This is a genomic window from Methylorubrum subtropicum (assembly GCF_038442325.1).
Classification (GTDB): domain Bacteria; phylum Pseudomonadota; class Alphaproteobacteria; order Rhizobiales; family Beijerinckiaceae; genus Methylobacterium; species Methylobacterium subtropicum.
The window spans coordinates 157443-171638 of sequence record NZ_JBBXMW010000003.1 but is presented as its reverse complement, the minus strand read 5'-3'; the positions used below and the strand labels follow the sequence as shown (position 1 = coordinate 171638).

Annotated in this window: 13 protein-coding genes; 8 read left to right on the top strand and 5 right to left on the bottom strand. The window is 70.4% G+C overall.

What is annotated here, in order from left to right:
- Positions 1-41: 41 nt before the first annotated feature.
- Positions 42-941, bottom strand: a complete 900-nt coding sequence (locus AAHG03_RS05730; RefSeq protein WP_342149406.1) for a LysR family transcriptional regulator — start codon at positions 939-941, stop codon at positions 42-44.
- A 119-nt stretch (positions 942-1060) separates the two neighbouring features.
- Here AAHG03_RS05730 and atzF point away from each other — a divergent pair, with 119 nt between their 5' ends.
- From atzF to AAHG03_RS05715, 3 genes are all read left to right on the top strand, one after another.
- Positions 1061-2866: an allophanate hydrolase gene (gene atzF / locus AAHG03_RS05725; protein ID WP_342149404.1), complete on the top strand. Its 1806-nt coding sequence runs from the start codon at positions 1061-1063 to the stop codon at positions 2864-2866.
- A gap of 452 nt (positions 2867-3318) precedes the next feature.
- Positions 3319-4350 (top strand): substrate-binding domain-containing protein, encoded by a 1032-nt coding sequence (locus AAHG03_RS05720; protein ID WP_342149402.1) that lies wholly within the window; start codon positions 3319-3321, stop codon positions 4348-4350.
- Positions 4351-4399: 49 nt separating this feature from the next.
- Entirely contained in the window at positions 4400-5410 is a 1011-nt protein-coding gene (locus tag AAHG03_RS05715) for an acyltransferase family protein (RefSeq protein WP_342149400.1), read from the top strand.
- A gap of 25 nt (positions 5411-5435) precedes the next feature.
- Here the strand turns inward: AAHG03_RS05715 and ada are convergent, their stop codons facing one another.
- Positions 5436-6512 carry a bifunctional DNA-binding transcriptional regulator/O6-methylguanine-DNA methyltransferase Ada gene (ada, locus tag AAHG03_RS05710; protein ID WP_342149398.1) on the bottom strand — a complete coding sequence of 359 codons (1077 nt, stop codon included), beginning with the start codon at positions 6510-6512 and terminating at the stop codon, positions 5436-5438.
- 417 nt (positions 6513-6929) lie between these two features.
- Between ada and AAHG03_RS05705 the strand changes: the two genes are divergently transcribed.
- Positions 6930-7088, top strand: coding sequence for a hypothetical protein (locus AAHG03_RS05705; RefSeq protein ID WP_342149396.1), 159 nt, complete (start codon positions 6930-6932; stop codon positions 7086-7088).
- A gap of 61 nt (positions 7089-7149) precedes the next feature.
- Here the strand turns inward: AAHG03_RS05705 and oxlT are convergent, their stop codons facing one another.
- Positions 7150-8451, bottom strand: a complete 1302-nt coding sequence (oxlT, locus tag AAHG03_RS05700) for an oxalate/formate MFS antiporter (protein WP_342149394.1) — start codon at positions 8449-8451, stop codon at positions 7150-7152.
- Between the two features lie 1178 nt (positions 8452-9629).
- Between oxlT and rplM the strand changes: the two genes are divergently transcribed.
- The 4 genes from rplM (at position 9630) to AAHG03_RS05680 (ending at position 11285) form a co-directional block, all read left to right on the top strand.
- The gene (gene rplM / locus AAHG03_RS05695) at positions 9630-10091 is read left to right on the top strand and encodes a 50S ribosomal protein L13 (protein WP_342149393.1); all 462 of its coding nucleotides are present in this window, start codon (positions 9630-9632) and stop codon (positions 10089-10091) included.
- A gap of 2 nt (positions 10092-10093) precedes the next feature.
- On the top strand, positions 10094-10579 hold the full coding sequence (rpsI, locus tag AAHG03_RS05690; protein WP_056245912.1) for a 30S ribosomal protein S9: 486 nt from the start codon (positions 10094-10096) through the stop codon (positions 10577-10579).
- Positions 10580-10654: 75 nt separating this feature from the next.
- Positions 10655-10993 (top strand): DUF2293 domain-containing protein, encoded by a 339-nt coding sequence (locus tag AAHG03_RS05685; RefSeq protein WP_342149391.1) that lies wholly within the window; start codon positions 10655-10657, stop codon positions 10991-10993.
- 82 nt (positions 10994-11075) lie between these two features.
- The gene (locus AAHG03_RS05680; protein ID WP_342149389.1) at positions 11076-11285 is read left to right on the top strand and encodes a TOBE domain-containing protein; all 210 of its coding nucleotides are present in this window, start codon (positions 11076-11078) and stop codon (positions 11283-11285) included.
- Positions 11286-11462: 177 nt separating this feature from the next.
- Here the strand turns inward: AAHG03_RS05680 and AAHG03_RS05675 are convergent, their stop codons facing one another.
- Both AAHG03_RS05675 and AAHG03_RS05670 read right to left on the bottom strand, forming a co-directional pair.
- On the bottom strand, positions 11463-12341 hold the full coding sequence (locus AAHG03_RS05675) for an aldose 1-epimerase family protein (protein ID WP_342149388.1): 879 nt from the start codon (positions 12339-12341) through the stop codon (positions 11463-11465).
- A gap of 61 nt (positions 12342-12402) precedes the next feature.
- Positions 12403-14175 (bottom strand): ABC transporter ATP-binding protein, encoded by a 1773-nt coding sequence (locus tag AAHG03_RS05670; protein ID WP_342149386.1) that lies wholly within the window; start codon positions 14173-14175, stop codon positions 12403-12405.
- Between the last annotated feature and the right edge of the window lie 21 nt (positions 14176-14196).

Below are 14196 nucleotides of genomic sequence, written 5' to 3'. Positions count from 1 at the left end.
CTCGTGACGTCGGACGGGGCCGCCTTCGGGCGGCCCTTTCCTTATGCGCCGTCCCCCTGGTTCAGGCGGGCCGCGAGCCCGTCGGCGAACTTCGCGGCTGCGACCGGCAGCAGGCGTCCGCGCAGTTGGGCCAGCACCACGCGCACCGGCTCGACGTCGCGGGGATCGATCGGGCGGTGGCACAGGCGCGGGTCGTCGGGAATGCCGCTCGGCACCTGGAAGCTCACGGCGTCCTCCCGCAGGACGGCGTTGCGCAGGAATTCGAGCGAGCCGGATTCGACCGCCGCCCGCAGCTCCACCCCGCGCCGGGCCACGGCCCGCTCGATGTGGTGGCGGATGGCGAGCGAACGGTCGGGCAGCGCCAGCGGATGAGCGAGGCAGTCGCGCAGGCGCAATGGCCCGTCCGATCCGGCCAGGGGATGGCCCGCCCGCACCAAGGCGCAGAGCGGCTGGCGGCCGTCATGGAGCGGGTGCAGCTCGGCCGCGGGCGGCGGCTCGATCACCAGGGCGAGGTCGGCTTCGAACGTCGTGAGCGCGGCGACCGCCTGGGCGTGGTCGCGCACCTGCACCGAGAAGGCGACCTGCGGGAACTGCGCCCGGTAGGCCTCGACCGCCTCCGGGATCACCCGCGTGACGAAAGCCTGGGCGCAGGCCAGCGCGACGTGGCCGCGGCGCACGCCCGAGAGGTCGGCGATCTGCGAGCGCACCCGGTCGAGGTCCGCCGCCCGGTCGCGGATGTGACGCACCAGCAATTCCCCGGCGGCGTTGAGGCGCATGCCCTGCGTCAGCCGCTCGAAGAGCGGCGTGCCGAGTTCGGTCTCGATGTCCTGGATCTGGCGGGTCAGCGCCGAGGGCGTGAGGGCGAGGCGTTCGGCCGCCCGCCGGATCGAGCCGCAGCGGGCGACCTCGGCGACGGCGTTGAGGCTGCGCAGATGCTTCATGATTCCGCTCCGGCGAGGGGCAACCGTTGCCTGATCCGCAACGGCATGGTCACGAAAAAGCACTCGCCGGCAACGGCACCGATTTCTAAGGTCGGGGGGCAACCCTGCGAGACCGGACCGTGCCGCCTTTCCCCACGATCGCTGCCCTGCATGCCGCCTATGCCGAGGGCGTCGCCCCGCGAAAAATCCTGGCCGAGACCTATCGGCGGCTGGCCGAGATCGACGATCCGGGCATCTTCCTCGCCCTCGTGCCGGAAGCCGAGGCTCTTGAGGCCGCGGACGCGCTCGGAGCCTTCGATCCGGCGGAAAAACCGCTGTGGGGCGTGCCCTTCGCCGTGAAGGACAACCTCGACGTCGCCGGCCTGCCGACCACCGCGTCCTGCCCGGACTTTTCCTATGTCCCGAGCGAGACCGCGCCCGCGGTGGCGCGCCTGCTCGCGGCGGGGGCGATCCTGATCGGCAAGACCAATCTCGACCAGTTCGCCACCGGCTTGGTGGGGATGCGCACGCCCTATCCGGCCCCGCGCAACGCCCTGAACCCGGCCTGGGTGCCCGGCGGGTCGAGCAGCGGCTCGGGCGTCGCCGTCGCGCACGGCCTCGTCGCCTTCGCGCTCGGCACCGACACCGCCGGCTCCGGCCGGGTGCCGGCGGGGCTCAACAACGTGGTGGGGCTCAAACCCTCGCTCGGCGCGGTGTCCAGCCGGGGCCTGCTGCCGGCCTGCCGGACGCTCGACACGATCTCGGTCTTCGCCGGCACCGTGGCGGATGCCGACCGCGTGTTCCGCATCATGGCTGGGTTCGACGCCGCCGATCCCTATTCCCGCGACCTGCCGCTCCCCGCCCAGCCCGCCGGCCTGCCGCCGGGCCTGCGGATCGGCGTGCCGGCGGGCGAAAGCCGCCGGTTCGGCGGCGATCCGCTGTCGGAAGCCGCGTTCGACGCAGGACTCGCCGACCTCGCCGGGCTGACCGGCCAAGCGGAGGCGATCGATCTCGCGCCGATGTTCGCGACCGCGGCGCTGCTCTACGACGGCCCCTGGGTCGCCGAGCGCTATCAGGCGATCCGCCCGCTGATCGAATCGAACCCGGACGCCCTCCACCCGACCACCCGCGCGGTGATCGGCCGGGCCGCGGGCTTCGACGCGGCGGACGCCTTCGCCGGCCTCTACCGGCTGGCCGAGCTACGCCGGACGGCCGACGCCTTGTGGACCCGCATCGACGTGCTGGCGGTGCCGACCTATCCGCGGCCCGTCACCCGCGCCGAGTTGGAGGCCGACCCGATCGGGCCGAACAGCCTGCTCGGCACCTACACCAACTTCGTCAACCTGCTCGATCTCTGCGCGCTCGCCGTACCCAGCCGGTTCCGCTCGGACGGAACGCCGTCCGGCCTCACCCTGATCGCGCCCCGCGGTCGCGACGGGCTGCTCGCCGCACTCGGCGCCCGCCTGCACGCGGCGGCCGGTGTTCCGATCGGCGCGAGCCGCGCGGCCGTGCCGGCCCCGGAGCCCGGCCCGGATTCGGCAGGACCGGGCGAGATCGAACTCGCGGTGATCGGCGCGCATCTCTCCGGGTTGCCGCTCAACGGCGAGCTGACCGGGCTCGGCGCGCGCTTCCTGCGGGCAGGGACAACGCAGGCCGATTACCGGCTCTACGCGCTCCCCGGCGGCCCGCCCCGACGGCCGGGCCTGCTGCGCGTCGCGGACGGCACGGGTGCAGCCATCGCCACCGAGGTCTGGGCGCTGGAGCCCGCCGCCTTCGGCCGGTTCGTCGCCGCGATTCCCGCACCCCTCGGCATCGGCACCCTGCGGCTTGCCGACGGCACCACGCCGAAGGGGTTTCTGGTGGAAGCCGAGGGCATCGGCGGCGGCACCGACATCACCGGATACGGTGGCTGGCGGCGCTACCTCGCGGAAGGGGCGGGGACGTAGACCCGGTTTCTCCCACCCAACCCCCTCATCCTGAGCTGCCCGCGCAAGCGGGCCTCGAAGGAGGGCTCCAGCGTATCGCTAAGACTTCTGGAGCCCTCCTTCGAGGCTACGCTTCGCTCCGCACCTCAGGATGAGGGGGGTGAGTTGGAAGAAGACTCGGCCCACCGCCGCCCGGCACTTCTCGATCCGGGTCACTGGCATCGGATATCCGCGACGCGACGCCCGCGCCGGCCGAGAGGCGACCGCCGCCCGCCGTGCCTCTCGATCGAACAGGCCCTGTGCAGACCAAACGGGAGAGAGGTAGGAAGCGAACGGATCCGAGGACATCCGCGGCCGGTCGGCGGCGCGTCCCTCGGACGGTTTCGGGTGGAGTGCATCGTTCCGGCGATGCCGCTTGCGGCGAAACGGCCTCGGACGCGGGATTTCATGTTGTGAACGACCATTGCGACGGCATGAATTTCAAAGAAACAGCCGAGGAAGCCGACATCGCCGTCACGCTCGGCCTCGGCGGCACGGTGCGGATCGGCGGCGACGCGCTCGCCGTGTCCGACCTGACGGTGATGTTCGAGGCGATCGGCCGGACCGGCTCGGTCCAGGGTTTCGCCGATGCGCTCGGCCTGTCCTACCGGGCGGCCTGGGCGCGGCTTCAGGCCTACGAGGCGGCGCTCGGCCGGCCGCTGGTGCGCAAGACCCGCGGCCACGGCACCGCGCTCACCGAATTCGGCGCGGCGCTCGCCGAGGCGTTCTCGGCCGCAGCCTTCGGCCTGGAAGCCGGCTTCGTGCGCGAGACCCGCGCCGTCGAGCAGCGCCTGCGCCGTCTCCTGACCGGGCGGGCCGGGGCGCTGACGCTCGCCGCGAGCCACGACCCGCTGGTGGTCGAGGTGCTGAGCGAGGGCGGCGGCATCGACCTGTCGGTGATGGGCAGCAGCGCCGCGGTCGAGCGCCTGCTCGACGGCAGCGCCGACGCGGCGGGCTTCCATTGCGGCGCGCGGGCGCCCGCGGAGGCCGGCCCGCCGTTCTCGGCGATCGGGGCGGGGGCGGGGCTCGCCCTGCATCCGCTGTTCGAGCGCGAGCAGGGGCTGCTGCTCGCCCCCGGCAACCCGCGCGGCATCCGGGGCATCGCCGATCTGACCCGGGACGGCGTGCGCTACGTCAACCGCCAGAGGGGGTCGGGCACGCGCGACTGGTTCGACCGGATGCTGGCGCAGGCCGGGTTGGAGCCCGGCGCGATCCGGGGCTACGCGGTCGAGGAATTCACCCATCAGGCGGTGGCGGCGGTGATCGCCTGCGGCGCGGCCGATGCGGGCCTGGGCGTGCGGGCGGCGGCCGAGCGGCTCGGCCTCGATTTCGTGACGCTCGGCTGGGAGACCTACTACCTCGCCGCCAGCCGCGCGCTGGACGCGCCGGTCCTCGACGGGTTGATCGCCGCGATCCGCGAGCGCGCCGGGCGCAGTTCGGGCTACCGCGCCGCGGCGCAGGCTTGAGGCCGCCCCGCGGCCCGCTCCGGGTGCAAGCCAGGGCGTGGAAGGATCGATGAGACCGACGATCACCGTCTTGCAGGCCGGACGCGCCGTCGCCGCGATGGCCGTTCTGCTGCACCATTCCGCGGTCGCGACGCAGGATTTCGTCGGACCCGTGCCGCTCTGGCTGGCGGCCGTGCTCGAGAACGGCTTTCGCGGCGTGGATTTCTTCTTCGTCCTCAGCGGCTTCATCATCCTGCACGCCCATGGCGGCGATGCGCGCGACGGGGCCGCCGCCCGCCTCTACGCCGGAAAGCGCGTGCGGCGCATCTACGTCCCGTACCTTCCGATCTCGGTGGGGCTGGTCGTCCTCTACACGCTGCTGCCGGGGCTGTCGGCCAGCACCCGCGAGTGGAGCCTGATCACGTCCCTGACCCTGTTTCCGACGACGGCGCCGCCGGCCTTGTCCGTGGCCTGGACGCTGATGCACGAGATGCTGTTCTACACGGTCTTTCTGGCCTTCTATTTCACCCGATTCTTCGCGGCCCTCATCGTCGTCTGGGCGGTGCTGATCGTGCTGGTCGGATGGATCATGGGCGCGGGGGGAATCGTCTTCGCGCCGATCAATCTAGAATTCATCGCCGGGATGCTGGCCGCCCTCGCGGCCCGGTCGCTGCCGTCGAGGGGGGTCTTGGCGCTCCTGGCCGTCGGCACGCTGGGCGGCGTCGCCTCCCTGGTCTGGCTGGGGAGCGAGGGCAACGCGCGCGTCTGGTTCGGCCTGTCCCTCGCGCTCGTGGTGCCGGGCCTCGTCCGGCTGGAGGCACGCGGGCGCGTCACGGTCCCCGGATGGCTGATGCTGCTCGGAAACAGCTCCTACGCCATTTATCTCGTCCACAACCCCCTGGCCTCGCTCGGCGCGCGGATCGCCGCCCGGATCGAGCCGCTGAACGCGTGGCCCGTCAGCCTCGCCCTGTGCGCCGCGCTCGGAACGGGGATCGGCGTGCTCTATCACCTGGCCTTCGAGAAGCCGGCGCTGCGATGGTTCGGGAAACGGGAGGCCCCGCCGACGCCCCATCGCCCGTGAGCGTTCGATCGACGCCGCGACCGGCTCAGCCCTCGTCCGGATCGGGCACGCCCTCGCGCGTCAGCAGGGCGCGCTTGCGGGCGACGCCCCAGCGATAGCCCGACAGCGCGCCGTCCGAGCGCACCACCCGGTGGCAGGGGATCGCCACCGCGAGCCGGTTGGCGCCGCAGGCCATGGCGACGGCGCGCATCGCCGTGGGAGCGCCGATGGCGCGGGCGATGTCGGCATAGGTCGCGGTCGTGCCGAGCGGAATCGCCCTGAGCGCCGCCCAGACCCGCTGCTGGAAGGCGGTGCCGCCGATGTCGAGGGGCAGGTCGAGGCCGCGGCCCGGCGCCTCGATCAGGCCGACCACCTGCGCGACCCATCCGGCAAAAGCCTCGTCGCCCGGCGAGAGGTCGGCGCCGGGGAAGCGCTGGCGGAGTTCCCGCGTCAGCCCCTCGGAATCGTCGCCGAGCAGGATCGCGCAGACGCCCCGCTCGCTCGCCGCCACCAGCACCCGGCCCAGCGCACAGGGCGCCACCGCGAAGCGGATGCGGGCGCCGAGCCCGCCCTTGCGATAGGCCGTGGGTGTCATGCCGAGCCGTTCCGTCGCGCCGGCATAGAACCGGCTGGGAGCGTTGTAGCCGGCCTCGTAGACCGCCTGCGTCACCGAATCCGCCGCGCGCAGGCCCACCGCGACGCGCTCGGCCCGGCGCGCGGCGGCGTAGGCCTTGGGCGTGATGCCGGTGACGTCGCGAAACACCCGGTGGAAATGGAACGGGCTCAGCCCGACCGCCCCGGCGAGAGCGTCGAGGGACGGCGTCGTCTCGCTCTCCTCGATCAGGCGGCAGGCGCGGGCCACGGCTTCCGCCTGCTGCTCGGCCCGCGACGGCCCGTTCGGGCGGCAGCGCAGGCACGGGCGAAACCCGGCCGCCTCGGCCTCGGTGCAGGAGGCGTGGAAGCTGACGTTCGCGCGGTTGGGCCTCCGCGCCGAACAGCTCGGGCGGCAATACACTCCGGTGGTCCGCACCGCGTAGACGAACCGCCCATCGGCGCGTGGGTCGCGCACGGTGAGGGCGGTCCAGCGGGCGTCCTCGTCCAACGCGGTCTCGGCGGTCTGCATGGCGGTCCCCCTAGGCCTGGGCATCGTCCGGTTCTCGCACCGCCTCGGCCTTCGCCGAAACCCGGCCGTACCGTTCGGGCCGAGACTGTCGCCCGCGGCAGCATTTCCGTCGCCCTCTTGTGCGCTTCGGAAAGCGGGTCCGCATCCCGCTTCTTGCTCGACAATCGCCGATCTATTCGTCCGCCCCCAAAAGCGCTCGCTCGGCTACTCCGGCAGAAAGGTGCAGGGTTCACGGCCGGACGGGGCGGTCACCCTGCAAAACCAGAGCTGACATGCATGAAAGTGCCGTCTCATAGCTTAATGGCCGCTTGCTATGCATCACAAGCATATGACGAATGTGGCGTGTGGCATACCAGATACAGCCGCTCAGTGGCATTGACGCTGCAACGCAGCACATCAACCCAACGGATGCCCCCAATGATCGCTCTCCTCGTCGTCACCGCCGCCGCCGCCAACATCGCGCTCGTCATCGCCATGGCCGACCGCCTGACCCCGGCGAACGACGCGACCCTCGCCGGCGGTCGCTTCGACCCGGCCGAAAGCGGCGCCTCCTTCGCCGCCAAGCTCGCCGCCTAAAACCAACGAAAAAGGCCCCGCCGTCTACGGCGGGGCCTTCTTTTCAGCGGTGGGCCGGTTTTCAGGCCGTGGCGAGCGCCGGGGCGCGGGCCAGCTTGGCCTCGTTGGCGGCGTGGTGCTGCTTCAGCATCGGCCGCAGGACGGCGATGGCGAGGAAGGCCGCGATCAGGTCCATGATCGCCACGGTGTAGAGCACGGTCGCCCAGGTGCCGGTGGCCTGCATCAGGATGTTGCCGACCGGGACGAAGAGCGCAGCGAGGCCCTTGGCGCAGTAGAGCACACCGTAGATCTTGCCGATGTGCTTCGAGCCGAAGGTGTCCGCGGCGGTGGCCGAGAAGAGCGAGTACACCTCACCCCAGGCCAGGAACACGATGCCCGACAGGATCACGAACGCCCAGGGGTTCGAGCCGAAGTAGCCGAGCGCCACGATGCCGATGCCTTCCATCGAGAAGGCGATGAACATCGTCTTCTCACGGCCGATCCGGTCGGAGATGAAGCCGAACAGCGGACGCGAGATGCCGTTCATGACGCGGTCGAGCATCAGGGCGAAGGGCAGGGCGGCCATGGCGAAGAAGTACAGGTTCACCTGGAAGTTCTTCACGCCCAGATCCTGCGCGATCACGCCGAGCTGCGCCACCGCCATCAGGCCGCCGGTCACCGTGCAGGTGAACATGACGAGCATGACCCAGAACACCGGCGTCGAGAGGGCCTCGCCGAGGGTGTAGTCGCGGCGGCTCTGCAGCACCTTGCTGGAGAACTTGACCTCTTCCTTCTGCGGGCCGCGCATGAAGATCGAGGCGGCCATGATGATCGCGCCCTGGATCAGGCCGAACATGAAGAACGCCTGGGCGTAGTTGCCCGCGTCGATCATCTTGGCGATCGGCAGGATGGTCAGGGCCGAGCCGGCGCCGTAGCCGCCCGCCGTGAGGCCGACCGCCAGACCGCGCTTGTCCGGGAACCACTTGAGGGCGTTGTTGATGCAGGTGGCGTAGACGCAGCCAACGCCGATGCCGCCGAGGATCGAGCCGACATAGAAGCCGGTGAGCGAGGTGGCGTAGGAGTTCACGACCCAGGCGAGACCGGTCATGAAGCCGCCGAACATGACGACGCGGCTCGGGCCGTACTTGTCGATGAAATATCCTTCGATCGGCGTCAGCCAGGTCTGGACGACGACGAAGATGGTGAACGCGACCTGGATCGCGGCGCGATCCCAGCCGAAGGTCTTCTGGATCTCGGGGACGAACAGCGTCCAGGCGTATTGGATGTTGGCCGCAGCCACCATGCAGGCGACGCCGAGGACGATCTGCAACCAGCGATTCGATGATGTGACGGGTCTATCTGGGGCGATAGAGGACGTTGCCATGGGCGCTCTCCCTCGATCAGGCTTCGACAGTTTCGGCCTGACTCGTTTGACGTGATGAACTTTCGCCGCACTTGGTTCGGCTGCCAAGGTCCAGGTCCCGCGAGGGATGCCCCCATGACCGCCGTGGCATGCATTATTTGGTATACCAGAAGGGCGGGCAAGCGAAATAATTCTGACCGCCACGTGAATTTGTGCGGATTAAAGAGCAGGCGTCGTTCGTATGAAGCAGCCTCGGAGGCTGCCCGATCCCTTGCTTCCCTAGGGAAACGCGGTGATTGGCCATATGGGCCGTCTGGATGGATGATGCAAAATAATCTGCCCTCGCCGCTGAGGCGGCAAATTTAATTAGGCGCCGTATCAAGAATTTTCCTGCTCATTTCCTCGTGGGCTGCGCGACTTCCCTGCGAGGCAATGCGGCGGATGCATCCTTTGCGAGCAGGCTTACGGGCTGGATGCGTCCCTGGGCCCGGTGTCAATCGGTTGCGAATCGAGCCGAATGCGTGCTGACGCGGCATACATCGGCCGGCCGTGGAAACGGGCGGTCGCGCGGCGGCACGATAATGCCGCAGGGGCGCGCGTACGGTCGGACGGAATCGTCGGGATTAGATCGCCCGGTGGCGCGTTTGTCTGATTGTTCCGTTTCGGACGGGACGAATCTCCAAACTCCAGCCCGCTCCGGTGCAAGCCGCGGCGGGCTTTTCTCGTTCCGGCCGCCGCGCATGAGGTCCGTTGCAATATCGCCGTGATGGGCGGAGCGATGGATCGGCCGCCTGTTCCGGTTTTCGGATGATGTCTGTGGGCACCACTCCACCCCGTCATTGCGAGGCGAAGCCGAAGCAATCCAGTGCTCCGTAAGGTCCGAAGGGTCGGGCGGGGGCCGTTTCGTCGGCTCAGTCGCGCCCTCTTCCGGAGAACGCGCGCCCTGGATCGCTTCGGCTCCGCCTCGCGATGACGGAGCGGCACGGTATCGACGCGATCAATCAGTAACGGACCGGCGTACGGTATCATGATACCTTTATACGCAAACAACTCGATTTGCTGCGCTTTTCGGTGATCTGCCCCTCGCAACGCATCTTGACGCAGCGAAAAAACCTCCGTATCCACCCTCCCGCACGCCGCTGCGTCGTTCCCGACGCGGCGGCGCCTCGTTTTCAACGTCACCGGCACGGGAATCGGCCATGAAGACCACTTCGCTGAAGCCCGCCGACGTCGACAAGAAGTGGGTCGTGATCGACGCGGAGGGCCTCGTGGTGGGCCGTCTTGCTTCGATCGTGGCGATGCGCCTGCGCGGCAAGCACAAGGCCGCCTACACGCCCCACGTCGATTGCGGCGACAACGTCATCGTCATCAACGCGGACAAGGTGAAGTTCACCGGCCGCAAGTACGACCAGAAGGTCTACTACCACCACACCGGCTACCCGGGCGGCATCAAGGAGCGCTCGGCGAAGTTCATCCTCGAAGGCCGCTTCCCCGAGCGCGTCGTCGAGAAGGCCGTGGAGCGCATGCTCCCGCGCGGCCCGCTCTTCCGCCAGATCCTCGGCAACCTGCGCGTCTACAAGGGCGACGCGCACCCGCACGAGGCCCAGCAGCCGCAGGCGCTCGACGTCGGCTCCCTCAACCGCAAGAACGTGAGCGCTTGATCATGGCGACCCTTCAGTCCCTCGCCGATCTCAATCGGGCGAACACCCAGACGAGCAACCCGGAGAACGAGGCGCCCGTCCACGTCCAGAAGCTGGACGCGCAAGGGCGCGCCTACGCCACCGGCAAGCGCAAGGACGCGGTCGCCCGCGTCTGGATCAAGCCCGGCAATGGCACCGTCGTGGTCAACGGCCGCGCGGTCGAGACCTACTTCGCCCGTCCGGTGCTGCGCATGATCCTGCGCCAGCCGCTGGAGATCGCTGGCCGCGTCGATCAGTACGACATCACCGTCACGGTGAAGGGCGGCGGCCTCTCCGGTCAGGCCGGCGCCGTGCGCCACGGCCTGTCCAAGGCCCTGACCTACTACGAGCCGGAGCTGCGCTCGCCGCTCAAGCGCGAGGGCTTCCTCACCCGCGACCCGCGCGTGGTCGAGCGCAAGAAGTACGGCCGCAAGAAGGCCCGCCGCAGCTTCCAGTTCTCGAAGCGCTAAGCGTTACGAGTTGCTACCACAGAGGGGCGGGGCCGAAAGGCTCCGCCCTTTTCGTTTCGGGGGCAGGAGTTCCGCATGAGCCAGCGCATCCCCCTCGGCGACCGCCGTGCCGCCGTGGCTGCGGCCCTGGAACGGCTCGTCCCGCGCCTTCCCGAGTTCGAGGCCGAGAGCGTGCTCGACCGGGCGATGCGCAGTCCCGGCCTGCGCGGGGCCGCGCCGGAGACCGCGGCGTGGCTGGCGCTCACGGCGTTTACCCGCCACGCCTTCACCGATTACGACGACCTGCTCGCCGAGGGCTACGACCGCGACAGCGCCCGCCACTTCGTCCTCGACGACATGAACGCGACGCTCACCGAATGGGGCAGCCGCCGTCTCGTCTCCGAAGAGGAGGACGAGGCCTCCGCCGACCTGTGAGAACGGCTGCGCATCGGCTTGCCCCGCCGGGCCGGCTCGGGCAGGGAGGCCGCATCCCAACCCCCGAGACAACGGAACTCCGATGAAGCTCAGCGCGCGCAACGTCCTCAAGGGCAAGGTCGTGTCGGTCGAGAAGGGCACGACCACCGCCCATGTGAAGATCCAGATCGCCGACGGCCAGACCGTCACCTCGTCGATCACCAACGAATCGGTCGATGCCCTCGGCCTGACGGTCGGGGCCGAAGCCTACGCCGTCATCAAGAGCTCCGACGTCATCATCGCCGTCGATTGAGGCGTATAGACTTAGCTTCTCCCACCCTCGCCCTCATCCTGAGGTGGCGGCGCGAGAGCGTCGCCCTCGAAGGAGGGCTCCGGAAGTCGCGTGATCCCTGGAGCCCTCCTTCGAGGCCGCTGCGCGGCACCTCAGGATGAGGGGGTTGGATGGGGGAGGCCGGTGGAAGGGTCTTCCTCAGCCTTCCAGGCTCAGGACGATCCCGTGCCCGGCGCTGGCGCCGGGTGCGAGCAGGCGCTGCGAATCGCGCTCCGCCAGCTCTCCGTCGAAGCCGGCCCAGTCGGCATGGCCGGTCCAGGCTTCGAGTGAGACGAACGGCGCCGTGGGCCGCGTCCACACGGCGAGATGCGGGAAATCCTCCACCCGCATCGTGATCGCTTCGCCGCCCGGCGCGACGAAGCGGAGTACGCGGCTCCTGGCGTTCAGGAACACCAGCGCCTCGGTGAAGAGTGCCGGATCGAGATCGAGCCGCGCGCCGTCGAGCGGCAGTTCGCGCTCCGAGCGCACCAGCAGCCCACCCGCGCCGACCTCCGGCACGAACGGCCGCTCCGCCGCCTCGAACTCCACGGCATAGCCGCCGCCGGCCCGCCGCTCGCCCCCGGTGAAGGGCCAGGGAAAGGCCGGATGGAAGCCGAGCCCATAGGGCAGGGGCGTGTCGCCGGGATTGGTCACGGTGAGATCGAAGGCGAGGCTGCGGGCCGAGACCCGCGCCGTCACGTCGAGACGGAACGCGAAGGGGTAATGTGCCCGCGTGCCGGCATCGTCCTCGAGCCGCAGCGTCACGGAATCGTCCGCGCGCGCCACCACGGTAAACGGCAGGTCGCGGGCGAAACCGTGCTGGGCCATCGGATAGGCCTCGCCATCGACCCGCACGTGGCCGCCGGCCGAGGCGCCGACGACGGGAAAGAGCCAGGGGGCGTGCCGGTTCCAGTGCTCGGGATCGCCGCTCCAGAGGTAGTCGCGGCCCCCGACCCGCCAGGAGACCGGCTCGGCGCCGACAAGCGCGATGCGCGCCGTGGTGCCGTCTCCGGCCCGGATCTCGATGGTCTCGCTCATAGCCGCTCCCCGCTTCGCTCGCCTGATCGATAGCGGGGCCGTAGCCGCTCGGCCAGCCGCCTCAGCCGCTCGGTGCGGCGCCGGCTTCCTCCAGGCTCGGGATCACCTGTGCGGGCGGGCCCGCGGCGGTGATGCGGCCGGCTTCCAGCACGTAGACCGTGTCGGCCCGGCGGAGCGACGACAGGCGGTGGGCGATCATGATGATGGTGCGGGTGCCCGACAGCGCGCCGAGCGCGCCCATCACCGCGGCTTCCGTCTCGCCGTCCAGCGCGCTGGTGGCCTCGTCGAACACGATCACGTCGGGGTCGTGGTAGAGCGCGCGGGCGATGCCGATGCGCTGGCGCTGACCGCCGCTGAGCCGCGCGCCCCGCTCGCCGACGCCAGTGTCGTAGCCCTCGGGCAGGCCCGCGACCGTCTCGTGGATGCCGGCGAGCCGGGCCGCGCGCTCGACCGCCGCCCGGTCGATCCGCTCAGGGTTCAGGCCGAGCGCGATGTTCTCGGCGACGGTCCCGTCGATCAGGAAGACGTCCTGCGGCACGTAGCCGATGCGGTTCTGCCACGCCGGCAGGGTGTCGGGGGTCAGCGCCGCGCCGTCGATCAGGATGCGCCCGCGCGTCGGCGTCAGGATGCCGAGGATCAGGCCGACGAGGGTCGACTTGCCCGAGCCGGTGCGGCCGACGAGGCCGATGGTGCTGTGGGCGGGAATCGTCAGGTCGATGCCGTGCAGCGTCGGGCGGCCGGGCTCGTAATCGAAGGCGACGCCCTCCACCCGGATGTCTCGTCCGAAGGGCAGGCGCTCCGCGGTGCGGGGGACCGGCGGGCGCTCGCCGTCGAGGGCTTCGACGATGAGGCGCACCCCGGCGAGGTGGAAGCGCAGCTGCGAGACCGAGGTGAAGATGTTCTGGAAGGCCGGCAGCATGCGGTAGCCCGCGAACGCGAACAGGCCGAGCAGCGGCAGCATGCCGGCGGTGTCGAGCCCTTGCGTCAGCGCGAACAGCACCACGGCGATGACTCCGCCGAAGGCCAGGGCCTCGATGACGAAGCGGGGAAGCTGGCCGGTGAGCAGGGCCTCGGCCAGCGCGCGGGCATAGCCGCGGGCCGGGGCGTCGAAGCCGGCGGAGAAGGTCTCGGCCCGGCCGTAGAGCTTGAGTTCGGTCAGCGCCCCGAACGTCTCCTGCACCACGCGGTAGCGGCCCTCGTTGCCGGCCACCGCCCGCGCGCCGATCCGGGCGAGGCGGGCCCGGACCACGAGGTAGATGCCGACGTAGAGGCTGCCGAAGCCGCCGCCGAGGATCAGCGCCAGCCGCGGCTGGTAGGCGATCAGGAAGACGATGACGGCGAGCGCCGAGGTCGCCCGCGAGGCGATCACCAGGGCCGGGGTCAGCACGCCGACGACGAGGCGGTCGGTCTCGGACAGGACGTTCTTGGCCAGTTCCGCGCTGTTGGCGCGGGCGAAGAACAGCCGCTCGCGATCGACGTAGCGGGCGAGCAGCCGCCTCGCGAAATCGTAGCCGACGAGGTGGGCGAACAGCAGCTGCCCGAAGGCGAGCCCGGCATTGACCGCGCTGGTGATCAGGATGGCACCGAGCGCCGCGAAGCCCGTGACGAGGAGGAACGCGCGCTCCTCGGTGAGCCCCAGCGCCTCCCGGACGGCGGCCAAGGCCGGCACCCGCGCGGCGGCGGAGGGATCGCCGACCAGCGTCAGGAACGGGATGACCGAGGCGATGCCGACGACTTCGAGGAGCGCCGCGATCCCGAGGCCGAGGCCGAGCCACGCGAGGCGGCGGCGGTCGCGCGGACGCATCACCCGCAGGAGATCGAGGAGGGTCCGCAAGGAGGCACCGGGCTGGGGGAG